The 24,634-nt window shown below is 67.8% G+C and carries 30 protein-coding genes; 8 read left to right on the top strand and 22 right to left on the bottom strand.

Annotated elements, in window-relative coordinates; all coding sequences use genetic code 11:
• Positions 1-8 precede the first annotated feature (8 nt).
• Positions 9-173: a hypothetical protein gene (locus tag EV192_RS54030; RefSeq protein WP_165960592.1), complete on the bottom strand. Its 165-nt coding sequence runs from the start codon at positions 171-173 to the stop codon at positions 9-11.
• A gap of 107 nt (positions 174-280) precedes the next feature.
• On the opposite strand from EV192_RS54030, the gene EV192_RS25465 reads away from it, so the two are divergent.
• On the top strand, positions 281-739 hold the full coding sequence (locus tag EV192_RS25465; protein ID WP_243727059.1) for an NUDIX hydrolase: 459 nt from the start codon (positions 281-283) through the stop codon (positions 737-739).
• A 1-nt stretch (position 740) separates the two neighbouring features.
• Here the strand turns inward: EV192_RS25465 and EV192_RS25460 are convergent, their stop codons facing one another.
• Both EV192_RS25460 and EV192_RS25455 read right to left on the bottom strand, forming a co-directional pair.
• On the bottom strand, positions 741-1,838 hold the full coding sequence (locus tag EV192_RS25460; protein WP_132119508.1) for a DUF2332 domain-containing protein: 1,098 nt from the start codon (positions 1,836-1,838) through the stop codon (positions 741-743).
• Positions 1,835-2,338, bottom strand: a complete 504-nt coding sequence (locus EV192_RS25455; RefSeq protein WP_132119506.1) for a MaoC family dehydratase — start codon at positions 2,336-2,338, stop codon at positions 1,835-1,837. The genes EV192_RS25460 and EV192_RS25455 overlap by 4 nt, the downstream gene beginning before the upstream one ends.
• Positions 2,339-2,640: 302 nt before the next feature.
• On the opposite strand from EV192_RS25455, the gene corA reads away from it, so the two are divergent.
• Positions 2,641-3,720, top strand: a complete 1,080-nt coding sequence (gene corA, locus EV192_RS25450; RefSeq protein ID WP_132119504.1) for a magnesium/cobalt transporter CorA — start codon at positions 2,641-2,643, stop codon at positions 3,718-3,720.
• A gap of 62 nt (positions 3,721-3,782) precedes the next feature.
• Positions 3,783-3,938: a hypothetical protein gene (locus EV192_RS54025; RefSeq protein WP_165960591.1), complete on the top strand. Its 156-nt coding sequence runs from the start codon at positions 3,783-3,785 to the stop codon at positions 3,936-3,938.
• Here EV192_RS54025 and EV192_RS25445 read toward each other — a convergent pair.
• The 3 genes from EV192_RS25445 to EV192_RS25435 form a co-directional block, all read right to left on the bottom strand.
• The gene (locus tag EV192_RS25445; protein WP_132119502.1) at positions 3,918-4,724 is read right to left on the bottom strand and encodes an ESX secretion-associated protein EspG; all 807 of its coding nucleotides are present in this window, start codon (positions 4,722-4,724) and stop codon (positions 3,918-3,920) included. The two genes, EV192_RS54025 and EV192_RS25445, sit on opposite strands and share 21 nt — an antisense overlap.
• 169 nt (positions 4,725-4,893) lie before the next feature.
• Positions 4,894-5,256, bottom strand: coding sequence for a hypothetical protein (locus EV192_RS25440; RefSeq protein ID WP_132119500.1), 363 nt, complete (start codon positions 5,254-5,256; stop codon positions 4,894-4,896).
• Between the two features lie 15 nt (positions 5,257-5,271).
• Complete coding sequence (locus EV192_RS25435) at positions 5,272-6,540, bottom strand: hypothetical protein (RefSeq protein ID WP_132119498.1); 1,269 nt, start codon at positions 6,538-6,540, stop codon at positions 5,272-5,274.
• A gap of 114 nt (positions 6,541-6,654) precedes the next feature.
• Here EV192_RS25435 and EV192_RS25430 point away from each other — a divergent pair, with 114 nt between their 5' ends.
• Entirely contained in the window at positions 6,655-7,326 is a 672-nt protein-coding gene (locus EV192_RS25430; protein WP_132119496.1) for a metallophosphoesterase family protein, read from the top strand.
• The gene (locus tag EV192_RS25425) at positions 7,316-8,152 is read left to right on the top strand and encodes a chromosome partitioning protein ParB (protein ID WP_132119494.1); all 837 of its coding nucleotides are present in this window, start codon (positions 7,316-7,318) and stop codon (positions 8,150-8,152) included. The genes EV192_RS25430 and EV192_RS25425 overlap by 11 nt, the downstream gene beginning before the upstream one ends.
• Before the next feature lie 6 nt (positions 8,153-8,158).
• Here the strand turns inward: EV192_RS25425 and EV192_RS25420 are convergent, their stop codons facing one another.
• The 13 genes from EV192_RS25420 to EV192_RS25365 all read right to left on the bottom strand — a co-directional run bounded on the left by EV192_RS25420 (position 8,159) and on the right by EV192_RS25365 (position 18,987).
• Entirely contained in the window at positions 8,159-9,145 is a 987-nt protein-coding gene (locus EV192_RS25420) for a hypothetical protein (protein WP_132119492.1), read from the bottom strand.
• Positions 9,146-9,922: 777 nt separating this feature from the next.
• Positions 9,923-10,360, bottom strand: a complete 438-nt coding sequence (locus tag EV192_RS25415; protein ID WP_132119490.1) for a type II toxin-antitoxin system VapC family toxin — start codon at positions 10,358-10,360, stop codon at positions 9,923-9,925.
• Positions 10,357-10,659 (bottom strand): toxin-antitoxin system HicB family antitoxin, encoded by a 303-nt coding sequence (locus EV192_RS25410; protein WP_132119489.1) that lies wholly within the window; start codon positions 10,657-10,659, stop codon positions 10,357-10,359. The genes EV192_RS25415 and EV192_RS25410 overlap by 4 nt, the downstream gene beginning before the upstream one ends.
• 50 nt (positions 10,660-10,709) lie before the next feature.
• Positions 10,710-11,882, bottom strand: coding sequence for an ABC transporter ATP-binding protein (locus EV192_RS25405; protein WP_132119488.1), 1,173 nt, complete (start codon positions 11,880-11,882; stop codon positions 10,710-10,712).
• A gap of 3 nt (positions 11,883-11,885) precedes the next feature.
• Positions 11,886-12,728, bottom strand: coding sequence for a carbohydrate ABC transporter permease (locus tag EV192_RS25400; RefSeq protein ID WP_207926224.1), 843 nt, complete (start codon positions 12,726-12,728; stop codon positions 11,886-11,888).
• Positions 12,728-13,651 carry a carbohydrate ABC transporter permease gene (locus EV192_RS25395; protein WP_243727080.1) on the bottom strand — a complete coding sequence of 308 codons (924 nt, stop codon included), beginning with the start codon at positions 13,649-13,651 and terminating at the stop codon, positions 12,728-12,730. The genes EV192_RS25400 and EV192_RS25395 overlap by 1 nt, the downstream gene beginning before the upstream one ends.
• 17 nt (positions 13,652-13,668) lie before the next feature.
• Positions 13,669-14,979, bottom strand: coding sequence for an ABC transporter substrate-binding protein (locus EV192_RS25390; protein WP_207926223.1), 1,311 nt, complete (start codon positions 14,977-14,979; stop codon positions 13,669-13,671).
• 180 nt (positions 14,980-15,159) lie between these two features.
• Positions 15,160-15,684 (bottom strand): YflT domain-containing protein, encoded by a 525-nt coding sequence (locus tag EV192_RS25385; protein WP_132119486.1) that lies wholly within the window; start codon positions 15,682-15,684, stop codon positions 15,160-15,162.
• A 304-nt stretch (positions 15,685-15,988) separates the two neighbouring features.
• A complete protein-coding gene (locus EV192_RS25380) occupies positions 15,989-17,185 on the bottom strand; it encodes an acyl-CoA dehydrogenase family protein (RefSeq protein ID WP_132119484.1) in 1,197 nt (398 codons plus the stop codon).
• 79 nt (positions 17,186-17,264) lie between these two features.
• A complete protein-coding gene (locus tag EV192_RS54020) occupies positions 17,265-17,417 on the bottom strand; it encodes a hypothetical protein (RefSeq protein WP_165960590.1) in 153 nt (50 codons plus the stop codon).
• A gap of 90 nt (positions 17,418-17,507) precedes the next feature.
• Complete coding sequence (locus EV192_RS25375; RefSeq protein ID WP_132119482.1) at positions 17,508-18,290, bottom strand: slipin family protein; 783 nt, start codon at positions 18,288-18,290, stop codon at positions 17,508-17,510.
• A 48-nt stretch (positions 18,291-18,338) separates the two neighbouring features.
• Positions 18,339-18,662 carry a hypothetical protein gene (locus EV192_RS25370; protein ID WP_132119480.1) on the bottom strand — a complete coding sequence of 108 codons (324 nt, stop codon included), beginning with the start codon at positions 18,660-18,662 and terminating at the stop codon, positions 18,339-18,341.
• Between the two features lie 34 nt (positions 18,663-18,696).
• A complete protein-coding gene (locus EV192_RS25365; RefSeq protein ID WP_132119478.1) occupies positions 18,697-18,987 on the bottom strand; it encodes a hypothetical protein in 291 nt (96 codons plus the stop codon).
• Between the two features lie 58 nt (positions 18,988-19,045).
• Here EV192_RS25365 and EV192_RS25360 point away from each other — a divergent pair, with 58 nt between their 5' ends.
• Entirely contained in the window at positions 19,046-20,314 is a 1,269-nt protein-coding gene (locus EV192_RS25360) for a magnesium transporter MgtE N-terminal domain-containing protein (protein ID WP_132119476.1), read from the top strand.
• Positions 20,307-20,846 carry a DUF1003 domain-containing protein gene (locus EV192_RS25355; protein WP_132119474.1) on the top strand — a complete coding sequence of 180 codons (540 nt, stop codon included), beginning with the start codon at positions 20,307-20,309 and terminating at the stop codon, positions 20,844-20,846. The genes EV192_RS25360 and EV192_RS25355 overlap by 8 nt, the downstream gene beginning before the upstream one ends.
• On the opposite strand, the gene EV192_RS25350 is transcribed toward EV192_RS25355, so the two are convergent.
• Positions 20,843-21,280, bottom strand: coding sequence for a MarR family winged helix-turn-helix transcriptional regulator (locus EV192_RS25350; RefSeq protein ID WP_243727058.1), 438 nt, complete (start codon positions 21,278-21,280; stop codon positions 20,843-20,845). The two genes, EV192_RS25355 and EV192_RS25350, sit on opposite strands and share 4 nt — an antisense overlap.
• Positions 21,281-21,392: 112 nt before the next feature.
• On the opposite strand from EV192_RS25350, the gene EV192_RS25345 reads away from it, so the two are divergent.
• A complete protein-coding gene (locus EV192_RS25345) occupies positions 21,393-22,526 on the top strand; it encodes an Mrp/NBP35 family ATP-binding protein (protein WP_132119470.1) in 1,134 nt (377 codons plus the stop codon).
• A 124-nt stretch (positions 22,527-22,650) separates the two neighbouring features.
• Here EV192_RS25345 and tatB read toward each other — a convergent pair whose 3' ends face one another.
• Both tatB and EV192_RS25335 read right to left on the bottom strand, forming a co-directional pair.
• On the bottom strand, positions 22,651-23,028 hold the full coding sequence (gene tatB / locus EV192_RS25340; protein ID WP_132119468.1) for a Sec-independent protein translocase protein TatB: 378 nt from the start codon (positions 23,026-23,028) through the stop codon (positions 22,651-22,653).
• A gap of 44 nt (positions 23,029-23,072) precedes the next feature.
• Complete coding sequence (locus EV192_RS25335; RefSeq protein ID WP_132119466.1) at positions 23,073-24,599, bottom strand: S1C family serine protease; 1,527 nt, start codon at positions 24,597-24,599, stop codon at positions 23,073-23,075.
• Positions 24,600-24,634: the final 35 nt, after the last annotated feature.

Genomic DNA, 24,634 nt, shown 5'->3' with positions numbered 1-24,634 from the left:
TCTCGCGGTCAGCCCGCGAAAACACTACGGACGAACGTAATCAGCGCCTCCGCCGCATCCTTCAGCGTGTTGATGATGTTGTTGACGATGCCCGCGGACTGCTGCGGTTGAGTAACCAGGAAGAACACGAGCAACGCAATGCCAGTCAACACGAGAATTTTCTTCGTGTTCACGATGAACCCCGTCTCTTCTTGCACCCAATGGCGCCTGTTGAAAACCGTTGTACCGCACAAAGCGGTCAGCTGACGAGAGTTGTACCGCACACGGTCCAGTGCGTCGGATGACCGGGCCAAAACGGCTACGCTCCGTGTTCATGCCCGGTGCGGGGATTCGTAAGATCAGGTGTGTCGGCGGGGTGACGTACGACACACAGGGACGTCTGCTGCTGGTCAAGCGCGGACACGACCCCGGCAAAGGGCTCTGGTCGCTGCCCGGCGGCCGGGTCGAACCGGGTGAGAACGACGCCGATGCCCTGGCCCGGGAGCTGCTCGAGGAGACCGGGCTGACCGTGGTGGCGGGCCGGCTGGTGGGTACCGTGACCCGCCCGGCGGCGGCCGGCGTGTACGAGATCCACGACTACGAATGCCAGGTCACCGGGGGTGTGCTCACCCCCGGGGACGACGCCGCCGACGCGGCCTGGGTCGACCAGAAGGCGTTCAGCACACTCGAACGGACGAATTTGCTCTCAGTTGGACTGGCTCCCACACTCCGGGAGTGGGACATGCTCCCCCGCGCATGAGTCAGAACCAGGTCAAGGTCTGCCCGTGCGCCCCGGTCCGGCCCAGCAACCGGACGTCCGGCCGGCCGGACTCCCAGCGGACGATCGCGAGCACCCCACGGACGTCCCGGACGCTGTCCTCGAACTCGGTCCGGCCGGGCACCAGGTACGTCATCGCGACCAGGTAGTGCTCCTGGCTGACCCACCACAGCGGCCGGGACCCGGCCAGCGCGGCGAGCGCGGCGACGTACTCCTGGCGCCGCGGCTCGGGCAGGTACACCAGCGCGTTCGAGTTGATCACGACCAACGGCACGTCGGCCGGGACCCGGGCGGCCGCCTCGGCCAGTGTGTCCACGGCGTCGCCGGCGATCAGCGTCGGCGGGTCCTTGCGCTGCATCTCCGCGGCGACCCGCAGCCGCCGGGACCGTTCCGGCTGGTCCGCCCAGACGCACGCCTCCAGCCACGCCAGCTCGTCCTCGTCGCCCAGGTCGATCGGCCGGCGGTCCAGCCCCACCCTGGCCGCGACCGTGAGCTTCTTCGGCAGCCGGGGCAGCGGCCGGCCGGTCACGTCGCAGGTCAGCACCAGCGGCGTCTTCACCGGACCCGCGTTGACCTGCTCGCCTTCGCCGTTCTGGTAGCGGAAGCCGTACCGGTCCAACCCCAGCAGCAGGCCGCCGCTGGTGCCGACCTCCAGCAGGCCCACCGGGCCGCGGGCCTCCTTCGCCACCAGCGCCACCGCCGGGAACAGGGTCGCCGCGCGGCGGACCTCGTTGGTCTGGGTGGTGCGGGTGGCGACGAGCTCGCACATCTTCTCGGCCCGTTCCAGCAGGAACTCGCGGAACAACGGCCAGACCCGGTCGTCCGGGCCGTAGCTGCCGCCCATGGTCAGGTAGTAGTTCGCCAGCTCGATCCACGGCTCGGCCTGCACCAGCCGCTGGGCGGCGGCGAAGAACAGCGTGCCCATCGCGAACTCGTCCGGCGCCGGTGTCAGCAGCGCGGCCACCTCGTCGTCCTCGGCGGCCTTGCGGGCCAGCAGGTCGTACAGCGGTGACACCCCGGCGGCCTCGTCCTCGGCGAAGCGGCGCAGCCGCTTGCGGGCCAGTTCGAGAGACGCCATCAGGCCACGGGCTCCGGCCGGCCGGGCTGCTCGCCGCCGCGCGCGTCACCGTACGAGCGTTTGGGCACCATCACCTTGCGACGAAAGACACACACGACTGTTCCGTCCTGTTTGTACCCTCGGGTCTCCACGTAGACCACCCCACGGTCGTCCTTGGACTTCGACGGCGTCTTGTCCAGCACCTCGGTCTCGCCGTAGATGGTGTCACCGTGGAACGTCGGCTTGACGTGTTTCAGCGACTCTACTTCGAGGTTCGCGATCGCCTTGCCGGACACGTCCGGCACCGACATGCCGAGCAGCAGCGAGTAGACGTAGTTCCCGACCACCACGTTGCGGCCGAAGTCCGTGGTCTCGGCGGCGTAGTGCGCGTCCATGTGCAGCGGATGGTGGTTCATCGTGATCAGGCAGAACAGGTGATCGTCGTATTCGGTGACCGTCTTGCCTGGCCAGTGCTTGTAGACCGCACCGATCTCGAACTCCTCGTAGTACCGGCCGAACTGCACTTTCGTACCTCCTTGTAACACCGACGCCGCCCAAGGACGACAGTCTGAGCGCACAGGGAGTATTCTGTGCAACTGGTGTGTGAGCGACTCCACCGCTCGCACGAACCGACCTTGGGAGGTGAGGACGTCTCGTGAGTGGCACAGATAGCGCACCGAGTACCAACAGCGTCCCCTCCGGAAGGGTCAGCAGCATCGCCCGCTAGGCCCCTCGGTACCGGCCGGGACGCAGTCGGCCGGAGGTCTGGACCACCAGTCCCCTCCGGCGCGTCGCACGCCCGAAGCACGAACCTTGGAGGCCCATCATGGCTGCACTCCGCCCGCTCGGCGGGCTGCGCGGCAAGGCGGACCGTCGTCCGGCGAGCCCGCCCATTCCCGTGCCGCTGTCGGCGTACGTGGTCAACTGCGGTGTGTACCGGGACGGCGAGCGCCTGCCCGGCCGGTGGACCCATGGCGAGGCCATCACCGACGTTCGCGAGCACGGCAGCGGGTTCGTCTGGATCGGCCTGCACGAGCCGGACGCCGACCAGATCAAGGGCATCGCGGACACCTTCGGCCTGCACGAGCTCGCGGTCGAGGACGCCGTCCAGGCCCACCAGCGGCCGAAGCTGGAGCGCTACGACGACACGCTTTTCATGGTGCTCAAGACAGTGCGCTTCGTCGAGCACGACTCCCCGGACACCACGAACGAGATCGTCGAGACCGGCGAGCTGATGGCGTTCCTCGGCAAGGACTTCATCGTCACGGTCCGCCACGGCAACCACTCGGGCCTGGCGACGCTGCGCAGCGAGCTGGACAAGGCGCCGGACCGGCTGCAGGTCGGCCCGGCCGCGGTGCTGCACGCGATCGCGGACCGGGTCGTGGACTCGTACCTGGAGGTGTCGGAGAAGTTCGAGGACGACATCGAGGAGATGGAAGGACGGATCTTCGCGCCCCGCTCGCACGTCAGCTCCGAGCAGATCTACATGATGAAGCGCGAGGTGCTCGAACTGAAGCGCGCGGTGACACCGTTGGCGAACCCGTTGCGCCGCCTCGCCGAGGGCTACACACCGCTCGTGCCCGAGCAGGTCCGCTCGTACTTCCGGGACGTGGACGACCACCTCACCACCGTCTCGGAGCGGGTCACCGCGTTCGACGACCTGCTGAACACCCTGGTCGACGCCACCCTGGCGAAGATCTCGCTGCAGCAGAACACCGACATGCGCAAGATCACCGCGTGGGCCGCGATCATCGCGATCCCCACCATGGTGGCCGGCGTGTACGGGATGAACTTCGAGTACATGCCCGAGCTGCACTGGAAGTTCGGGTACCCGCTGGCGATCGTGGTGATCCTGGCGATCTGTCTCTTCCTGTACCGGATCTTCCGCCGGAACCGATGGCTCTAGCCGGGCGCCCGCCCGGCTGTCCGAGCGTCCTCATCGGCCCCTGACACCACAGGGAGGTCATCGTGACCCGGCTCATCCTCAACCCGCTCTTCTGGGCGGTCGTCATCATCGTCGCCTGGCTCGTCGTGATCACGATGTCGATCGTGAGCAACCCGGACGGCGCCCGCGCGCAGAACGACAAGCACGCCAGCACTTCGCTAGCGCAGCTGGGCGGCTAGCCGCCGCAGGGCTGAGCGTGTGTCCTCCGGCGCGAGGGGATTCACGCTCATCCAGTCACCGTCGCCGGCCAGCATGAACCGGCCGTTCGCGGTGTCCAGCCACCGCACCTCCTCGCCGACCCGCTGCCAGTCCTCGTACTGACCGGACCGAACCGCCACTCCCGCCTGCCCGTTGCCGTAAACGGGCTGCAGGTACTGCACCATCCGACGGGACACTCGGTCGTCAACGCCGTGCCGCGCAAGGATTTCGTCGACCTGCCCGGCATCGAGCCGCCGCGGCTCGACCCCGTCCACTTCGGGCAGGTCGGCGACGAGCGCCTCGAACGCCTGCTGCAAAGCCTTGCGCGGCAACGTGAACGGCGCGATCTGCGCGGGCTCCAGCCGCGGGATGATGCGCATCAGCTCGTCCACGGCGTCATCGAGCGACAACTGTCGCACCAGGACACCCCCGGACGTCTCAGCGGCCCGTTGCACCACGATCAACGCACTCGCCCGATCCACCAGCACGATCGCGCCGACAGTGGTCTTCTCCTGCGCCACGACGAGATCAAGCACACCGTTACCGAACTTCAGCAGGTGCACGAACTCGTCCGCAAGCCCAGTCGGCCCCTCCCCGTCAGCAAGGCCACGAGCCTCCAGCTGCTGACGGGCACCGTGGAACATCAGGGTCCGCTCGGCCTCGGTCAACCCGGTGGCCGGGATCTCCAGCGGAAACGGCGGCTCCACCTCGGCGAACGAGCACAGCAGGTCCACCTCGACGGGGTGGAGGACAACGTCTTCACTCACAACAAATCTCCACCAACCGGGTGATGTCCGTGCGAACGGACCGTCCGCCCGGGTTCATGCGGTCAAAACCACTGTCGATCATGCACCCCCCGGTACGCTTGGCCCATCGGGGTGCCCCCGGAGAGGGTGGGGGCTGCGTTGGGGCTGCGTTCTGATCGGCGGCTGGTTTTCACTCCCGCAGGTTGTTCTTGGCCACCGAGTCGACTTCCTGGTACTTCGACGCGGTCTTCTCCGCGCTGTCCACGAAGTCCTGCAGGTTCGCCAACGCTGTCTGCAACTGACCGGCCAGGCCACTGTCGCCGGCGATCCGGTCGGCGAACTTCTCGGACAGCTCCTTGGCGGGCGGGCTGGTGCCGAGCATCGGCAGCAGGGCCGGGTCCTTGAACTCCTCGACCTCCCGGCGGACCGCGTCCAGGTCGGCCTTGACCTGGGCGACGGCCGCGGCGAACTCCCGGACCTGCTCCGGCGAGACCGACCAGCCCTGACCGGCCGGAACGACCGCTACCGACGCGTCCGGCGTGTCGTCGTACATTTCTGGTTCCCCTCTTTACAGGCCGATGACGGGTGGCGCGGCCTTCAGGTCGCCGGTGAACAGGTCGTCTTCGAGCGGAACCCGCCGACGGTGCTCCTGGTCCTCTTCCTTGTTCGCGCCCGCGCCCATGCCGCCGGGACCGTAGCCGCCGCCCATCCCGGCGCGACCCGCAGCGCCCGCGCGGCCGTACTTGCTGGCGCCACGCTCGAGGTCGGCACCCATGCCGTATCCGCCGGCACCGGCCATCGGCATGCCGCTGGCGCCAAGGCCCATGCCCCCGGCGCCGCCGCCGGCACCGAGGCCGGCGCCGAACATCCGGCCGTTGCGGGCGAGGTCGCCGCCGAGCCCACCGCCCTCACCGAACCCGGCGCCCAGCCCGTACGGGCCGACACCGGTCATCGAGGCCCACCGCCCACTCGGGCTTTCCGCGAAGGACGGTGTGGTGCCCAGGTGGGGTCCGCCGGGACCAGGGAAGCCGGGACCGACCGGCGAGCCCGGACCGCCGGGACCGCCAGGCAGGGGGTGTACCCCGCCGGGCAGGGTCACGCCGGGCGGCGGGTGGCCGACACCGGGGCCGGTGACCGGGTGGTTCCAGATCGGGTCGATGTTGCCGTTCGCCGACTGGGAGAACTGCGGGGTGGCCTGGTCGATGCCGAGGATCGCGGTCTCGTACCGCGACATCGTCTGGACGGCCTTCTTCTTCATCTTCTTCTTGCTGTTGCCGAAGCCGAACGCGCTCGCGAGGCCGCCGATGACCGCGCCCGCCGCGGCGCCGAACGGCCCGCCCACGGCGAACCCGGCGGCGGCCGCGCCGCCGGCGGTGCCGAGGCTGGACCACAGGCCGCCTTTGGGATGGCCGGGCATCGTGCTCTGGGCCGAACGCAGGGCACCGCCGGAGTCGTCCACCGGCTCGCCGATCTGCGTCGCGGTCTCGCCGAGGTTGGCGATCCACTTCGAGTTGGTCGCGACCTTGTTGGTCGCCTGGTCCGCGCCCTCACCAGTCCAGTACTGCATCAACGTCACCAAGGACTGCTGCAGGTTCTCCGCGCTGTCGGAGAGCTTCCCGCCCTGGCGGCGCCAAGTGTCGGCGAGGAACTGCAGCTGCGACGGGCTGGCCTGGTCGGCGACCATCTTGATGAGCGACTCGAGGCTGTAACCGTTCCAGTTCGTGCCGCCGCTGACGTAGCGGTCATCATGTCGTCCGTGGCGGCCGCGGCTGTTCCCCTGGACGTTGTGGAAGAGCCCCTCGTAGAAAGCGGCGAGGTCGGCTAAAAGTCCCTGCACAGGTGTCCTCCCTCGGACCTGTGACCATCGTTTCCGACGGTCACGCTAGTGCATGCCTTCCCGTGAAGGAATCACTTCCGGGCAACAGTCCGCAACCGGCCGTACGCTCGGCCAGTGCCGAAGGTGCTGACCGTATCCGACGAGGTGATCGAGTCGCTGTGGACCGACCAGGTTCGCCACCATTCGGTCGATTTGGTACTCGCCGCCGGCGACCTGCCGTTCGACTATCTGGAGTACCTCGCTTCCGCCCTTGAGCGGCCTTGTGTGCTTGTGCCCGGCAACCACGACGCCGACCTCAGCGGGTACGCGCGGGTGCGCGGCATGTGGGTCCGCAGTGGATTCCCCGCGCGCTGGCCGGGACCGCAGGGCTGGGTGGACACCGACGGCCGGATCGTGGACGTCGCCGGGCTGCGGATCGCCGGACTCGGCGGCTCGATCCGGTACAACGAGGGCCCCAACCAGTGGACCGAGCGGCAGCAGGCGCGGCGGGTGAAATCACTCGCCCGCGCTGCTCAACGCCGGTACCGTCGAGATGGACGGGGGGTCGACGTGCTGCTGACCCATGCGCCGCCGCTTGGTGTGGGTGACCGTCCCGACCCGCCGCACCAGGGTTTCGCCTGCCTGCACGACGCGGTACGCCGGATCCAGCCGGCCATCCTGCTGCACGGGCACATCCACCCGCACGGGGAGCACGTGCCCGACCGGCGGCTGAACGGAACCCAGGTGATCAACACGGTCGGCTACAAGGTCCTGGACATCACGCCGGGAGGTGGCGGTGCAGTTTGACACGGGCTTCCCCACGGCGGACGCGGAGAACGACTTCCTGCGCGCCCGCCGCCGCCAAGTGCTGTCCCGGCTGGCCGCGTGGCTGCGCCGGGAACCCGACGACGTCAACATCATGCTGCCGTTCGAGGAAGTGGTCGACGCCCTCGGCCGGGTCGGCGAGCACCGCGTCGGCCTCCGGGTGATCCGCCTCGACTCGATCGTGGGCAGCGTCGACCGAACCCGGGACTTCGACCGCCGGTTCCGCCCCACCTCGGGCCGGATGCGCGAACGCTGGCAGCGCCTCGCCCTGGCCCAACGCCGCGGCGAGCCGATCCCGCCGATCGAGGTCTACCGGGTGGGCGACCTGCATTTCGTCTCCGACGGCCACCACCGCGTGTCGGTCGCGGTCGCGTTGGGCCACGACACCATCGAGGCGTACGTCACAGAGGTGCGGACAAAGATCTCCGCCGAAGGCATCCGGTTCCGCGGCGACCTGATCATGAAAGCGGACCGGCGACTGTTCCTGGAACGCGTCCCACTCTCCGGCCCGGCCCGCGCGGCGGTCGTGGTCGGCGACCCCTGGCGGTACACCGTGCTGAGCGAAACCGTTGAGGCGTGGGGATTTCGGCTGATGCAGGACGAGTGCAGGTTCCTCGACCGGCCGGCGGTGGCGGCCCGCTGGTACGTCGAAGAGTTCTCGCCCGTGGTGGAGATGCTGCAACAGGCGGGCCTGGTCGGTGCCCGAACCGAAGCTGAGGCGTACCTGTCGGTGAGCGAACAGCGTTACCGTCTGATGCGGACACACCGCTGGGACGACGAAGTCATCGCCACCTTGCGGGCACACTGAAGTTCGCTAGCGCCGCGTTCCCGTTGTGGTGACGCGGTCCGGCAACGGTCTCACCTGGTCCATCAACCTGTCCGCGTAGTTGTCCAGGAGCCGCGTGCCGACTTGCTGGGCGTACCCGAAGATCACACCCCACAACAGCAACGCGGCCTGCGACCCCACGTAAACGATGCCGCTCACCAGACCGGCACCCAACGCGAGCATGCCCACCACGCCGAGCGCCGAGCCCAGCAGGATCTTCACCAGCGCCTGGTATCCCACCAGGACGTACGGCGACAGGTCCGGTCGCCGCCGGATCAACAGGAGCACCACCGATATGGTCGCCCCCAACGCCCCGAACAGCTGCACCATCCACACGTCCCAGCCACTGGCCGACGTACCGCCGGTGGGGCACAGCACCCCGGTCTGCGCGGTCCGGCTCGGCGGCATGCACATCGGGACCAGGCCGGGTTTGAAGATCCCGACCAAGCCCAGCGCGGTGTTCAGGATGAACAGCGCCATGCTGATCACAACCAACTTGTTGCGCAGCGCCCGCGCGGCCGCGTGCGCGTCGTCCGAGGCGTCAAAGGCAGCGCGCATCGCGTCCACCACGACCGCCTGGTCCGGGTCCGGCGCGTCCATGGCTTGGCGGCGCGGATCGGCCTCGTTCAGATACAACGCCACCCGCGCACGCAGCCCCGGCAGCCTGGCCATCAGATCAGGATCGGCCGCAGCCAGGTAGATCTCGGCTTCGTGCAGGGCCCGCCACGCCCGCTCGATGTGCCACCCCGACCACCACGACGCCCCCGACCGCCACCACCGCCCAGTCGCGTTCTTGAGCTCGCTGTCCACAATCTCCAGCGATACCTCAGCGGCCTTCCGCGCCACCTCCGCGGCCGGAACAGGTGGCAACGCCGCCAAATCCGCCCGAACCCGCCGCGCCCGTGACTCCACAGTGAGCTGCCAGTCAGTGACATCAGCCGGCACCTGCCAACCCACAGTGACATTCTCGGCCATCTCGATCACCCCGAGTACATGATCTCACCCAAAGCGTGACCATTTCGGGGGCCGAACGAGTGATCTACACACAGTTTCCGCTGGTCAACCAGGCACCAACCCGAACGATCAGCCCGGTATCGACGCCAGCAGGCAGCCAGGAGTCAACGCGAACGAACCAGCCGGGAGCCAAACGCGAACCAGTCAGCGGGTGCCAAACGCGGGCAGCCAGCCAAGCACCCACGCAAGCAGCAGCCGAGCACCGACGGCCATGGTCCACCTGACACCCACACGAGTCACCGACCAGGCACTCACACGGGTCGCCAGTCAGGCACCCACGCGAGCGGCCAGCCACGCGCCAAACACGAACCGGTCAACCGGGAGCCAACACGAGCAGCCAGCCAAGCACCGACGTGAACGACCCACCTAACACCCACACAGGTCACCGACCAGGCACCCACACGGGTCGGCGGCCAGGCACCCAGGCGAGTCGCCAGCCAGGCACCAACGTGGTTTTGTCAACCAGACACCCACGCGAACAGGCCAGCTAAGCACCCACGCGCATGGTCCACCTGACACCCACCCAAGTCACCGGCCAGGCATCCACACGAGTCGTCAGTCAGGCACCCGGCGAATCGCCAACCACACCAACGTGGTTGTGGGTCAGACACCCACGCGAATCGTCGGCCAAGCGCCAACGTGGTAGTCAACCAGGCACCAACGTGGTCGCCGCCAGGCTCCCCGCGAATCGCCAGCCAGGCACCTATGTGGGGCGATGCTCGGGCACCTATTGAGTTGTCAATCAGGTACCAACGCTAATCCTTCCGCCAGTGCGGCCGATCGCAACTGTTTGTCGAAGACCGCGAACTCACGACTTTCCGGATCCGCCTCCGCCACCAGCACCGCTGACGCCAACTGGACGGCGTCATAGCCCCGCAGCCCGTGGATCCGAACAATCCGGGTGGCCGCCTCAAGTACCGCCGTCGATGCCGGTACGACGACGAACCGGGGCTCCTCGCCGGTGGTTCCGTGGTAGTCCGCCTCGAACCAGCCAACGAGCGTGGCGGCTTCCTGCTGTGACAGCTGTCCTCGCCGATGCTTCTTCCAGATCGCCGAAGGCACCTCGACCCGGGACAACTGCGAGATGACCATGACGCCGCGGGCTCGAACGACCTCCGCCCCTGGTTCGTTCGCGTAGAGCTTCACCAGGGCGGACGAGTCCGCGAACACACTCACCCCCGCTCCCTGTCCTTGGACACCAGGTCGGACAGCGGGGTGCCCTTGCCCGCCGCCTCGCGGGCCCGCTCGAATGCCTCCCTGGGTGGCCGCACTCTGGTTTCGGTGGGCAGGACCACCAGGTCGACCCGGGCCAGCCGCTCACGGATCCGGGTCAGCTCGTCGCTCGCCAGCTCGGGGTTGACCGCCGCCTCCAACACCCGAGTGATGAACTCGTTCAAGCTCTTGCCCTGGCTCGTCGCGGCTCTGCGCACCCGCTCGACCAGGTCGTCGTCCGCTCGCCAGCTCACCTGTGCCATGCATGCATGCTAGCAATTTTGCATGCATGCATGACATCACTCGGGCGGATTTACTCCGAGTAGGTCAGGTTCTTGCCGTTGGCCGGGTCGAAGAGCTGCACGTTGTCCGCGTCGAACCACACGTCCAGGGACTCCCCCTCGGCCGCCGCCGACGCCGCCGACAGCCTGGTCACCACCTGGGAGCCGGAAGCGGGCACGTCCGCCGACCCGGAGTCCGCGGCCAGTTCCTCCAACTCCTGTGAGGTGGCCTGGTCGCCTTCGACCGTGAAGTAGGCGAACTTGTCCGAGCCCATGGACTCCAGCACGTCCACGTGCGCGGTGAACGTCCCGCCGGCCTTGCCGTCGACCAGCCGGGCGTCCTCGAAGTGTTCGGGGCGGATGCCCAGGATCACCTCACGGGGCGCGTTCGCCGCCTCGACCAGCCGCCGCACCCGGTCGGACAGCGCGAAGTGGCCGAGCGGCGAGTTCAACCGGCCCTCGGACAGCGTCGCCGGCAGGAAGTTCATCGACGGTGAGCCGATGAACCCGGCGACGAACAGGTTCGCCGGGTTCTCGTACAGGAACTGCGGCGAGCCGATCTGCTGTACGAGACCGCCACGCAGCACCACGACCCGGTCGCCCAGGGTCATCGCCTCGGTCTGGTCGTGCGTCACGTACACCGTGGTGGTGCCCAGTTGTTTCTGCAGCTTGGACAACGAGGTCCGCATCTGCACGCGCAGCTTGGCGTCCAGGTTGGACAGTGGTTCGTCCATCAGGAACGCCTTGGGGTTGCGGACGATCGCCCGGCCCATCGCGACCCGCTGGCGCTGCCCGCCGGACAGGTTGCCCGGCTTGCGGTCCAGGTGCTGGGTCAGGTCCAGGGTGGCCGCGGCCGCCTCGACCTTCTGCCTGACCGTGGCGTCGTCCACTTTGGCCAATCGCAGCGGGAACGCCATGTTCTCGCGCACGCTCATGTGCGGGTAGAGCGCGTACGACTGGAACACCATGGCGATGTCGCGGTCCTTCGGCGCCCGCTCGTTCACCCGCTGGCCGTCGATACGCAGCTCGCCCGAGGAGATGTCCTCCAGGCCCGCGATCATGTTCAACGTCGTCGACTTCCCGCAGCCGGACGGGCCGACCAGGATGATGAACTCGCCGTCCGAGATCTGGATGTCCACTTCGGACACCGCGAGGGCGCCGTCCGGATACCGCTTGGTCACCTTGTCGAGAACGATTTCAGCCATGGGTCATCCCTTCACGGCGCCGGAGGTGAGCCCCGCGACGATGCGGCGCTGGAAGAACAACACGAACAGGATGATCGGGATGGTGATCACGACCGCCGCCGCCGAGATCGTCCCGGTCGGGTCGTCGAAGTACGACGCCCCGGTGAAGAACTGCAGAGCCGCCGGCACGGTCCTGGACGCGTTCGTCGACGTCAACGAGATCGCGAACAGGAAGTCGTTCCAGCAGAAGATGAACACCAGGATCGCGGTGGTGAACACGCCGGGCGCGGCCAGTGGCGCGATCACCTTGCGGAACGCCTGCGCCGGCGTGGCACCGTCCATCTTGGCCGCCTTCTCCAGCTCCCACGGGATCTCCCGGAAGAACGCGGACAGCGTGTAGATCGACAGCGGCAGCGCGAACGTGATGTACGGCAGGATCAGGCCGGGCCACGAGTCGAACAGGCCGAGCGTCCGCTCCATGTTGAACAGCGGCGACACCAGTGACACCTGCGGGAACATCGCGATCAGCAGCGACATCCCGACCAGCACCCGCTTGCCCGGGAAGTCCAGCCGGGCGATGGCGTACGCGGCCATGGTGCCGAGCACGACCGCGATCACGGTCGCGATCAGCGCGATGCCGATCGAGTTCACCAACGCCTTCAGGAAGTCCGTGGTCTGGAAGATGTCGGCGTAGTTCTGCAGCGTCCACGACTTCGGGATGAACGACCCGTCGGTCAGGGTGTCCTTGGTCTTGAACGACAGTGACAGGATCCACAACACCGGCGTCAACGCGTAGATCACCACGATGACGTTCAGGATCGTCCACCGGGTCACCCGGCCCGGCGTTCGGACAGCGACCATCGCCATCAGCGCTTGCCTCCCGGATCCGAGCCGGGAGCCGCTGTCCCGAACACCTTGATGAACACGAACGCGATGATCGCGACCGTGATGAAGATCAACACCGACATGGTCGACCCGATACCGAGGTTCAGGCCCCTGATCAGGTTGTTGTACGTCTGGATGGACACCGACGACGTGCCGGCGGTGAGCACGAAGAGATTGTCGAAGATGCGGAACGCGTCCAGGGTCCGGAACAGCAGCGCCACCAGGATGGCCGGTTTCATCACCGGCACGATCACCTTGGTGAACCGCTGCCACGCCCCGGCGCCGTCCATCGCGGCGGCTTTGAGCAGGTCGTCCGGGACCAGTGCGAGCCCGGCCATCAGCAGCAGGGCCATGAACGGCGTGGTCTTCCACACCTCGGCCAGCACGACGATCAGGAACGACGGGACCTTCTCACTCAGCAGGTCCGACCCTGGCGACAGCAGTTGGCCGAGATAGCCGGTGGTGTCCTGCCACGCGTACTTCCACGAGAACGCGGCCACCACAGTGACGATTCCGTACGGGATAAGGGAAACCGTGCGGACGAGCCCACGGCCGACGATCGTCCGGTGCATGATCAGCGCGAGCACCATGCCCAGCACGAGTTCGATGACCACGGACACGACGGTGATCAGCGCGGTCAGCCCGAACGCGTCCCACCAGTACCCGTTGCCCAGCACGGTGGCATAGTTCTCCAGCCCGACGAACTCGGTCTGGCTGGGGAACCGCAGGTCATAGCGCTGCAGGGAGAGCCAGATCGAGTAGATGATCGGCCAGCCGGTGACCGCGATCATCACGATCGCGGCGGGCGCGCACAGCAACAAGCCGAGCTTGCGTTCCGCCCGTTTGCCCTCGGACAGCACTTCCCTGTGCTTGCCGGGTTTCGTCTCGGGCGCCTTGGCGTCCACTTCGGATACGGCGTGGCTCACGGCAGAACCCCCTTGGAGTTCAAGGCGTCCGTGAGTTCACGGCGCAACCGGTCGGCCGTCGTGGGCGGATCGATGGCCGACGGCGGCGAGAGGATGTTGGAGATCACTGTGGACGCGTTCTGGTAGGCCGGCGTCAGCGGACGGGCCTGCGCGTCGTTCAACTCCTCCAGGATCGTGTCCTTCATCGGGTAGGCGTCGTCCATGCTCGGGTTGTTCTTCGCGTCCCTGGGCTGCGCCGAGTTGACCGGGGTGCTGTCCTGGTAGACCGAGGTGATCGTCGGCGGCAGGCCCTCGGTGATGGCCTGGTACTTCTGGTTCGCCGCACTCCGCAGGCACAGCGTCGCCTCGAAGGACTCGGCCGGGTGCTTGGAGTATGCGCTCACCGCGAGGTTGAAGCCGCCGACCGTCACCTTGCCGGGAGTTCCCTGCTCCACACCTGGATACCGGGTCCACTTGAAATGCGCCGCCCGGTCCGGGTTGGCCTTCTGGATCGAGCTGTACGCGTACGGCCAGTTGAGCAGGAACGCCGCCTGGCTGTTGGACGCCTCGAAGCCGTTCTGGATCGTCTGCTCCTGGGACGTGGTCAACGCCGGGTTGGTCACCCCCGAGGTAGCGAACTTCTTCAGCACCTCAAGGCCTTTGACCGCGCCGGCGTCCATCACCACCTGCTTGCCGTCGTCGGACAGGATGTGCCCGCCGGCCGAGTTGACGATGGTGTTGTACTGCACCACAAGGCCTTCGTACTTGGCGCCGGTCATCAGCACCTGGTGCGGCTTGCCCTGCGCCTTGAGCTGCTGCGCCTGCGCGATCATGTCGTCGAACGTGGTCGGCGGCGTGGTCACCAGCCGGTCGTCGTACCAGAGCAGCTGCACGTTGGTGTTCTTGGTCGCCGCGTACAGCTGGCCGTTCCAGGTCGCGGTCTTCAGCGGGCCGGGGAACACGTCCTGTTCGGCGTCGGCCTTATTCTGCCCGGTCCACGGCAGGATCCAGCCGGCCTCGGCGAACTCCGCGACCCACACGACGTCAAGGCCGAGAACGTCCATTTCGGAGTCGTTCGCCGCGAGTCTGCGGACCATCTGCTCGCGTTGCCCGTCCGCTTCCCGCGGCAGCTTGTTGTAGACGATCGTGTATCTGCCGTTGGCCTTGGCGTTGCAGTTCGCGACCACCTTGTCGAAGTTCTGCTCGGGTGAGTAGTAGACGTTGATCGTCGTTCCCGACGCGGAACCACACGCGACCAATGCCGGCGCGGCAAGCAAAGCCGACCCCAGCATCGCGACAAGGCGCCTGCGTTTGCCGGCGCTTCGCATCTGAACCCTGCCTCCTCGTTCTGGCGAGCCACCGGGACTGACCCGGCACCTCGCTGTGCCCCTGGAACGCAAATGTGCGCTACGTCACTTGTAACGCGTTCAGGCTCACTGAACCTAGGCGGCTTGATCACCCCTCGCAAGCGCTTCGGCCGCTGAGGCAGACACGATTCAGTTAAGGAATTACCGAGTACCACCCGATGGGCGCATGGACAGCTTCGCCAACAGGTCGCGGCCGCGCTCGGCGCTCCGCGGCTGGCACAGCACGTCATACCGGCCGGCGACCAGCTGGCTCGCGCTGGCGAAGTCCCGGCGGCCGCGCGTGGACGCGTAGCTGACCGCCGCGAACGTCAACCCGAACGCCACCCCGACGCCGACCCCGGCGAGGATCGGCAGCGGCGACAACGACTGGGTGTTGAACCAGGCCAGCAGGAACCCGACGAACAGGCCGAACCACGCGCCGGACAACGCGCCCGTGCCGAGCACCTTCCCCCACGTGAGCCGCCCGACGATCCGTTCGACCAGCATCAGGTCCACCCCGACGATAGTGACCTCGGTCACCGGGAAGTTCTCGTCGGCCAGATGCTCAACGGCCCGCTGCGCTCCCGCGTACGTGTCGTACGACCCGATCGGCCAGCCCGTCGGCGGCGTCGGCAACCGCGGCGGCCCTGGATTGGACCGCCCCTGCCCGGAAAATCCTCCGGCCACGACTGCTCACCTCTCCCCACAGACAGGAACGAACCCCATCCTGCCAACTGGGAACAGAACACGCTAACCAGGCACACCAAAAAGAGATGTCGGATTCCTCGCGGCGCCACACGCGACCATGCCCCCACCCTCTCCGGGGGCACCCCGATGGGCCAAGCGTATCGGCGGGGTGTGATCAACGGGGGTTTGAGCTGGGTGAATGCCGCGCGAAGGGACCGTTCGCGCGGGGTTCACCCGGTTGGCTGGCGACCGGGCGCGCAGCGGGGCCGACCCGGCCCAGCCTTGCCTGTACGTGCGCCTCGGGTCAGCCGCGGGACTTGTACTCGCGGAGTAGGCCTCGGCTGATGATGGTCTTCTGGATCTCGCTGGTGCCTTCGCCGATCAGCAGGAAGGGGGCTTCCCGCATCAGGCGTTCGATCTCGTACTCCTTGGAGTAGCCGTAGCCGCCGTGGATCCGGAACGACTCCTGGGTGACCTCCGCGCAGTACTCGGAGGCGATCAGCTTCGCCATCCCGGCCTCGACGTCGTTGCGCTGGCCGGAGTCCTTCAGCCGGGCCGCGTTCACCATCATCAGGTGGGCCGCCTCGACCTTGGTGGCCATCTCGGCGAGCTTGAACGCGATCGCCTGGTGCTCGGCGATCGGTTTGCCGAAGGTCCGCCGCTGCTGGGCGTACTCCACGGCCAGCTCGAACGCGCGGATCGCGATGCCGCAGGCCCGCGCGGCGACGTTCACGCGGCCGACCTCGACCCCGTCCATCATCTGCGCGAACCCCTTGCCAGGGGCCTCGGCCAGCACGCGCGACGCCGGGACACGGAAGCCGGAGAACACCGCCTCGGTGGTGTCCACGCCTTTGTATCCCATTTTGTCGATCTTGCCGGGGATGGTCAGGCCGGGCACCACCTCGCCGAACCCGGCCGGCTTTTCCACCAGGAACGCGGTCAGGTTCTGGTGCGGTTTGGCGGCGCCCTCGTCGGTTTTCGCCAGCACCGCGACCAACGTCGACGTGCCGCCGTTCGTCAGCCACATCTTCTGGCCGTCGATCACGTAGTCGTCGCCGTCCCGCTTGGCCCGGGTCTTGATCGCCGCCACGTCCGAGCCGAGGTCCGGTTCGGACATGGAGAACGCGCCCCGCACCTCACCGGTGGCCATTCGGGGCAGGAAATACTCCTTCTGCTCGGGCGTTCCGTGCTGTTTGATCATGTGCGCCACGATGAAATGGGTATTGATCACACCCGACACGCTCATCCAGCCGCGGGCGATCTCCTCGACCACGAGCGCGTACGTCAGCAGTGACTCGCCGAGGCCGCCGTACTCCTCCGGGATCGTCAGGCCGAACAGGCCCATCTCCTTCATGCCGGCGACGATGTCCTCGGGGTAGGTGTCGCCGTGTTCGAGTTCCTGCGCGTGCGGGATGACCTCCTTGTCCACGAAGCCGCGGACCGTCGCGAGGATCTCGCGCTGGATGTCGGTCAGCCCGGCGGTCTGGGCGAGGCGAGCCATGGTGCGCTCCCGGTAGGCGTCGGCGTCAGGTACCGGTCAGTATCGCGCCTGCGGCCTTGGCCGACATGTGAAGCGGCTCTCAGCCGGCCAGCAGCTCCAGTTCCTGCCCGCAGTGCCGGCAGCCGGCGGCGAACACGTGCACGTCCTGTCGACAGCTCGGGCAGGTGCGCAGCGACCGTTCCAGGAGGTCGTCCTGTTCGCGGCGACGGAATATCCGAATGCGTCTGCTCATGCGGCCCAGCGTTGCCCGCCGACCCCCGGCTCAAGCAAATTGATCACGCTGTTTGTGGCCGGGCTCATAGCAACCACGTACGGACGGTGATTACTCGGATTTCTTCGGTAATTGTTCTGTGACGTTCGTCGCGCGATCGAGGAACCGCAGCAACTCGACCGGGAATGGCAACACCAGGGTGGAATTCTTCTCGGCCGCGACTTCGACAACGGTTTCCAGAAGCCGCAGCTGTAAAGCCGCCGGCGTGTTCGCCATCACCGCCGCTGCGTCGGACAGTTTCTGCGACGCCTGAAACTCGCCGTCCGCCGAGATGATTCGGGCCCGGCGTTCCCGTTCCGCCTCGGCCTGCCGGGACATCGAGCGTTTCATGGATTCCGGCAGGGCGACATCCTTGATCTCGACCCGGTCGATGTGGATGCCCCATTCCAGCGCGGGGCTGTCGATCATCAGCTCGAGGCCCTCGTTCAGCCGCTCCCGGTTGGCCAGCAGGTCGTCCAGTTCGCTCTTGCCGATGATGGACCGCAGCGACGTCTGCGCGACCTGCGCGATGGCGTACCGGTAGTCCTCCACCCCGACGATCGCCGCCACCGGGTCGATCACCTTGAAGTAGACGACCGCGTCGACCTTGACCGTGACGTTGTCGTGCGTGATGCCGTCCTGCGCGGGCACCGGCATCGCCACGATCTGCATGTTCACCTTCCGCACGCGGTCGGCGATCGGCATCATGAACATGAGGCCGGGGTCTCTCGGCTGCTTGTGCACCCGGCCGAACCGGAACACCAGCCCACGTTCGTACTGCTTGATGACGCGCGCGCTGGATCCGAGCCAGACGGCGCCGAGGGCGATCACCCCGGTGAGAAGTTCGACGAGCATGTCAGCACCACCGATCCCGTAACGCCATGCTACGCGCTGATCACCCGATCAAGCGTCGGCAGACCGGGCGACGGACACCCGGAAGTGGAACGTCTGCATCGCGCCTTCGACGTACGTGATCCAGATGTCCTCGCCGACGCGAAAAACCCGACGGTTGCGCGGGCTGGACGGGTGCCGGGGCTGGTACGTGCGCGCCGTGTCGTCAGCGAACGCCAACGCCTCACCGTGACTGAAGAAGGACCGGATCTCGGTCAACGACCACCGCTTCTGGTCACCGGAGCCGACCGTCTCCTCGGTCAGCACGAACCAGTCGCGCGTGGGCGCCGGATCCTGAGGTCGCTCGGGCACCGGGTCCTGTGGTCTGTTCGACATGCCGGTCAGACGATCACGGCCGGGCCGGGGTTCCTCACCAGACCTGACGGCCGACCGAGATCCGGAAGTGCGTGTTCCAGTGCTTGCCGCCGATCACGACCAGCCAGCTGTCCTGGCCGACCTGCATGATCCACCGGGTCTTCTCCTTGAACAAGCCGGACTTGGGCACGTAGCCACGTGCCGTGTTCACGGCGTGCCACATCGCCTCGTCGCGGGTGGCGAACGGCTGCACACCGGTGACCTTCCACGCGTCGCCGTAGTTCTCCTCGATCGCGACGAACCAGGAACCGGCCTGTTCTGGGTAGTCCTGCGGCCTTTCAGACATGTCCCGGGTGAGCCTAGTGGTAGGGCGGCCGGGTGGGCGGCCCGCTAGCCTGATCAGTGTGGCGGGCACGAACAGGGTTTTCGCGGCTCAGCTCGTCGGCATGGCGGTGTTCGGGCCGGACGGCGAGTCCATCGGGAAACTCCGGGACGTGGTGGCCGGGCTGCGCGCGGACCGGCTGCCGCCGCGGGTACTCGGGGTGGTGGTGGAGTTGGCCACGCGGCGCCGGATCTTCGTCCCGATGCTGCGGGTCACGTCCATCGAGCCGGGCGCGGTCACGTTGTCGACCGGCTCGGTCAACCTGCGGCACTTTCACCAGCGCCCCAACGAGATCCGGGTGATCAGCGAACTGCTGGACGCCCAGGTGGTGATCGAGGCGACGGAGACGCGCGCGGTCGTCGAGGACGTCGCGATGGAGCCGACCCGAACCCGCGACTGGGTCCTCTCCCGGGTCGCGGTACGCGAACGCGTCGGCCGGTTCGGGCGACGCGGCCCCGTGCGCGTGATCCGGTGGGAGGACGCGCGCGGTCCCGGCAGCGTCGACCTGTCGACGGAACCCCAAGGCGCACAACAACTCATCACGGTCTACGAGGGCATGCGGGCCGCGGACGTGGCGGTGGCGCTGCGCGAACTGCCGACCAAGCGGCGGTACGAGGTCGCGGACGCGTTGGACGACGAACGCCTCGCGGACGTGATCGAGGAGCTCCCGGACGACGACCAGAAGGACCTGCTGGGCCACCTGGACGACGAGCGCGCGGCCGACATCCTTGAGGCGATGAACCCGGACGACGCGGCCGACCTGTTGGCCGAACTGTCCGAACTGGACAAGAACCGGCTGCTCGAACTGATGGAGCCGGAGGAGTCCGAACCGGTCAAACGGCTGCTTGAGTACTCGTCGGACACCGCGGGCGGCCTGATGACCCCGGAGCCGGTGGTGCTCACGCACGACGCGACGATCGCCGAAGCCCTGGCGCGGGTGCGTAACCCGGACCTGACTCCGGCGTTGGCGAGCATGGTGTTCGTCACCCGGCCGCCGACCGCGACCCCGACGGGTCGCTACCTCGGCTGCGTCCACCTGCAGCGACTGCTGCGGGAGCCGCCGTTCGACCTGGTCGCCGGGGCCCTGGACGCCGAACTGCCGAAGCTGTCGCCGACCGCGTCGCTGTCCGAGGTCACCAGACACTTCGCCACGTACAACCTGGTGTGCGCGCCCGTTGTGGACGAAGGCGAGCACCTGCTCGGCGCGGTCACCGTGGACGACGTGCTGGATCACCTGCTGCCGGAAGGCTGGCGCGAGAACGGGTTGTGGGAGGCGACCACCGATGCCTGAGATTCAACCGGGCCGCAGGCTCGACCAGCCGCGCCGGCCCCGCCGGCTGCGGTTCGAGATCGACCCGGAGGCGTTCGGCCGGTTCTCCGAACAACTCGCCCGGTTCCTCGGCACGGGCAAGTTCCTGTTCTGGCAGACCCTCACGGTGATCGTGTGGATCACGCTGAACCTGGTGGCCGTGTCCCTGCAGTGGGACCCGTACCCGTTCATCCTGCTGAACCTGGCGTTCTCCACCCAGGCCGCGTACGCCGCGCCGCTGATCCTGCTCGCCCAGAACCGACAGGACGACCGGGACCGGATCTCCTTGGCGGAGGACCGCAAACGGGCCGCACAGACCAAAGCGGACACCGAGTACCTGGCGCGGGAACTGGCCGCGCTGCGGGTCGCGGTCGGCGAGGTTGCCACCCGCGACTACCTGCGCGGCGAACTGGACCGTCTCCGGCACGACCTGAACGGCAAGAAACGCGGCCGTTCGAAGACCTCCGCCGAAACCATCCGCGACAACCCCGCCTGGCAGGACCAACAGCGTTAGCGTTGGGCGTCGGCGATGCGGTCGCAGAGGGCGCCGATCGTGGCCAGTTCCTGCTCGTCCAGCAGGTCGACGAAGTGCCGCACGATGCCGGCGAGGTGGGTTCTGGCCGCGATGCCGAGCCGGTTCGCGCCCGCCGGGGTCAGCCTGGCGACCACGCCGCGGCCGTCGCCGTCGACCCGTTCCCTGATCACCAGGCCCGCACGTTCCAGCCGATCCACCAAACGGGTGACACCGGACCGGGACAGCAACACCGCCTCGGCCAGTTCAGCCATGCGTAGTCGCTGGTCAGGAGCCTCGGCCAGTTGGGCGAGGACGTCGTAGGCACCCAGGGAAAGCCGTTGTTCGGCGAGCAGTTCGGCTTCCAGGTAGCGCGTGACCTTGGCGTGCGAGCGCAGGAAGGAACGCCACGCGTCGATTTCGCTTCGGCTGGGCAACCGGGTTGCACCTAACTCCGGCACAAACTCCGATGTTACGGAACGCGCGCAAGCGACTGCACAGTGCCCTCCGTATGGGCGGCACGTGGGGTTGCGCTCTACCCGCCGTAGCATGAGGAAGGTGAGCCCCACTGTCGAAGCGGTCCGCACCGCCCTGGCCGGCGTCCAGGACCCGGAGATCCACCGACCGATCACCGACCTAGGCATGGTCAAGGACGTCACGGTCCGACCGGACGGCTCCGTGGACGTGGCGATCTACCTGACTGTGGCCGGTTGTCCCCTGCGCGACAAGATCACGCGTGACGTGACAGTCGCCGTGTCCGCTGTCGACGGCGTCACTGACGTACAGGTCGAACTGGACGTGATGAACGACGAGCAGCGCACCAAGATGCGCCAGTCGTTGCGCGGCGACGAACCCACGATCCCGTTCGCCGAACCCGGCTCGATGACCCGGGTCTACTGCGTCGCCTCCGGCAAGGGCGGCGTCGGCAAATCCAGCGTGACGGTCAACCTCGCGGTGGCCATGGCCGAACGCGGCCTGTCCGTCGGTGTCGTGGACGCCGACATCTACGGCCACTCGGTGCCCCGCATGCTCGGCACCACCAGCCGGCCCACCCGGGTCGAGACCATGATCATGCCGCCGCAGGCGCACGGCGTGAAACTGATCTCCATCGGGATGTTCACCCCCGGCAACACCCCCGTGGTGTGGCGCGGCCCGATGCTGCACCGCGCGCTGCAGCAGTTCCTGGCCGAGGTGTTCTGGGGCGACCTGGACATCCTCCTGCTCGACCTGCCGCCCGGCACCGGTGACATCGCGATCTCGGTGGCCCAGCTGATCCCGAACGCGGAGATCCTCGTGGTCACCACCCCTCAGCAGGCCGCCGCCGAAGTGGCCGAGCGAGCGGGCGCGATCGCCCTGAAGACGCGCCAGCGGATCGCGGGCGTCATCGAGAACATGTCGTGGCTGCAGATGCCCGACGGCTCCCGAATGGACATCTTCGGCAGCGGCGGCGGCGAGACCGTGGCGGCCTCCCTGTCCCGCGCGATCGGCTCGGACGTGCCCCTGCTGGGCCAGGTCCCGCTCGACCCCAAACTCCGCGTAGGCGGTGACGACGGCACCCCGCTGGTGCTGAGCGAGCCCGAAGCCCCGGCCTCAGTGGTGCTGAGGGACGTCGCCAAGCGCCTGACGGTCCGCGCCCGCGGTCTGTCCGGCCGCATGCTGTCGGTGTCGCCAGCAGGCAGGTAGGTAGGTAGCCCCCACCCTCTCCGGGGGGACGGCCCCAGCCCAGTCTATCGGTGCTGGGCCTTGGCAAAGGGCATACCGGGCAAGGAGTCCGTGCGAGTGGGCCGTTCGCACGAGGTTCACCCGGTCAGGTGGCGTCGGGGTCGAACGGGGGCTTCTCGCCTGGGGCCAGCGGCGGTTGGGCGGACGGCATGGGCGGCGGTGGGGTGTAGCCGTTCGGCTTCGAGCCGTTGGCCGGCTCGTCGTTGAACAGGTGTTGGGTGACCATCCGCTTGGGGTCGAAGTTCCGCAGTTCGCGCAGGTTCTCCAGGGGTTTGCGCAGTTCGTCGAACTCCGGGCCCATCTCGTTGCGGAGCTGCTCACGGGCGCCGGTGGCGAACTCGCGGACCTTGCGGATGCTGCGACCGAGCCAGGCCGCCGCGCCCGGCAGGCGCTCCGGGCCGAGGATGAACAGGCCGGCGAGCAGCACGATGAGGACCTCACCCCAGCCAATGCTGTCGAACATCTTGCACCCTCCGCGCGAGTCTGCCCCTTGTCGAGCTTACCGACTCAGTCGGACTGTAGGACCACGCTGATTTGCATCTCCCTGCCGTCACGCACAAGCACCACCGGAATGTTCGCGCCGATGTCGTTCTGGCGTACCGCGACCGTCAGCTCGGCGGAGTTCCGGACGACTCGGTTGCCGACCTTGGTGATGATGTCGCCTTCCTTGATGCCCGCCTTCTGTGCCGCGCTGTTGTCCGCCACGTTCGCCACCCGCGCCCCCTGTGAGCTGCCGGCGCTGACGTCGGAGACCGCGTTGATGCCGATGTCCGCGTGCTTGACCTGGCCGTCCTTGATCAGGGCGGTGACGATCTTGCGGGTGTCGTTGGACTGGATCGCGAACCCGAGGCCGATCGAGCCGGACTCCGCGCCGGGCGCCACGATCGACGAGTTGATGCCGATGATCGCGCCGGTCCCGTCCACCAGCGGGCCACCGGAGTTGCCGTGGTTGATGGCCGCGTCGGTCTGGATCGCGTCGTACGCGATGGGCGGGTCGCCGCCCTTGGCGCCGGGCATCAGCCTGGGCCGGTGCAGTGCGCTGACGATGCCGGAGGTGAACGTGTTGGACAGCCCCAGCGGCGAGCCGACCGCGATCACCGAGTCGCCGACCGCGACCTTGTCCGAGTCGCCGAACTGCAACACCGTGAGGTTGTCGGCCTGGACTTTGATCACCGCGAGGTCGGTCTTGGGGTCCCGGCCGACGATCTTGGCCTCCGCCCGGCTGCCGTCCTGGAACACCGCGGTCATCTTGCTCGCCGGGTCCGCGGCGACGTCCTCCACCACGTGGTTGTTGGTGACGATGTAGCCCTTGCCGTCGATCACCGCGCCGGACCCGACGCCGGCTTCGTTGCTCGTGGTGAACTCGATGGACACCACGCCGGGCGCCACCCGCCTGGCCACGTCCGCGACCGAGCCGGGCGGCCGCTCGACGTTCGACTGCGCCTGCACCAGGTTCACGTCACTGGTCAGGCCGTTCCCGGACTTCGCGAGCCACCAGCCGACGGCACCGCCGCCCGCGCCGATCGCCAACACCACCACGGCGAGGATGACCAGCGCGCTCGACTTGACCCGCCGGCCGAACAGCAGCTCGGGCACGCTTAACAACTGGCCGGTGCCCCTGGCTTGCGGCTGCTTCTCGTCCTCGGGGTCGGGCCGGCCGACCGCGGGCGGCCCGATCATGGCGCCGGCACCAGGGTCACGCCACGGATCGCCGTCCCGCGACCACAACGCCCGCTCACCGGCTGGCCCGTCCGGCATGTCCGAGGGCGGCCGCTGCAACAACACCTCGCCCAGCTCAGGTGGCCGGCTGAACGCCTCAACCAGGGCATCGGCCGGCGGCGGCGCGGAGCGCAACTGCGCATGGTGACCGTTCTGGCTGACCCGTGCGAACGCGCCGTCCACCCCGCCGGGCCGGCCGAACACGGCGGCCTGGGAGGGATCCACCGGAGGCCGCCGCAACGGTCGCGGGCCGAGCCGATCAGGTGACGACGGCGCGCCTGGCTCGCGACGCGGGTCCTCGGGGTGCTGGCTCATCACGTCCCAGAATGGTCGCGGGCTGGTGAAAGCCC

The organism is Actinocrispum wychmicini, assembly GCF_004345645.1.
Taxonomy (GTDB): Bacteria; Actinomycetota; Actinomycetes; order Mycobacteriales; family Pseudonocardiaceae; genus Kibdelosporangium; species Kibdelosporangium wychmicini.
This window is presented reverse-complemented; position numbering and strand designations above follow the sequence as displayed.

Bases quoted from the DNA above. Each gene is read 5' to 3' on its own strand.
- EV192_RS25465 (WP_243727059.1), top strand. From the start codon at position 281: ATGACCGGGCCAAAACGGCTACGCTCCGTGTTCATGCCCGGTGCGGGG.
- corA (WP_132119504.1), top strand. From the start codon at position 2,641: ATGGCTGCACTCCGCCCGCTCGGCGGGCTGCGCGGCAAGGCGGACCGT.
- EV192_RS25440 (WP_132119500.1), bottom strand. From the start codon at position 5,256: ATGTACGACGACACGCCGGACGCGTCGGTAGCGGTCGTTCCGGCCGGT.
- EV192_RS25420 (WP_132119492.1), bottom strand. From the start codon at position 9,145: ATGGCCGAGAATGTCACTGTGGGTTGGCAGGTGCCGGCTGATGTCACT.
- EV192_RS25410 (WP_132119489.1), bottom strand. From the start codon at position 10,659: ATGGCACAGGTGAGCTGGCGAGCGGACGACGACCTGGTCGAGCGGGTG.
- EV192_RS25405 (WP_132119488.1), bottom strand. From the start codon at position 11,882: ATGGCTGAAATCGTTCTCGACAAGGTGACCAAGCGGTATCCGGACGGC.
- EV192_RS25400 (WP_207926224.1), bottom strand. From the start codon at position 12,728: ATGGCGATGGTCGCTGTCCGAACGCCGGGCCGGGTGACCCGGTGGACG.
- EV192_RS25390 (WP_207926223.1), bottom strand. From the start codon at position 14,979: ATGCGAAGCGCCGGCAAACGCAGGCGCCTTGTCGCGATGCTGGGGTCG.
- EV192_RS25380 (WP_132119484.1), bottom strand. From the start codon at position 17,185: ATGGCTCGCCTCGCCCAGACCGCCGGGCTGACCGACATCCAGCGCGAG.
- EV192_RS54020 (WP_165960590.1), bottom strand. From the start codon at position 17,417: ATGAGCAGACGCATTCGGATATTCCGTCGCCGCGAACAGGACGACCTC.
- EV192_RS25375 (WP_132119482.1), bottom strand. From the start codon at position 18,290: ATGCTCGTCGAACTTCTCACCGGGGTGATCGCCCTCGGCGCCGTCTGG.
- EV192_RS25370 (WP_132119480.1), bottom strand. From the start codon at position 18,662: ATGTCGAACAGACCACAGGACCCGGTGCCCGAGCGACCTCAGGATCCG.
- EV192_RS25365 (WP_132119478.1), bottom strand. From the start codon at position 18,987: ATGTCTGAAAGGCCGCAGGACTACCCAGAACAGGCCGGTTCCTGGTTC.
- EV192_RS25355 (WP_132119474.1), top strand. From the start codon at position 20,307: ATGCCTGAGATTCAACCGGGCCGCAGGCTCGACCAGCCGCGCCGGCCC.
- EV192_RS25345 (WP_132119470.1), top strand. From the start codon at position 21,393: ATGAGGAAGGTGAGCCCCACTGTCGAAGCGGTCCGCACCGCCCTGGCC.
- tatB (WP_132119468.1), bottom strand. From the start codon at position 23,028: ATGTTCGACAGCATTGGCTGGGGTGAGGTCCTCATCGTGCTGCTCGCC.
- EV192_RS25335 (WP_132119466.1), bottom strand. From the start codon at position 24,599: ATGAGCCAGCACCCCGAGGACCCGCGTCGCGAGCCAGGCGCGCCGTCG.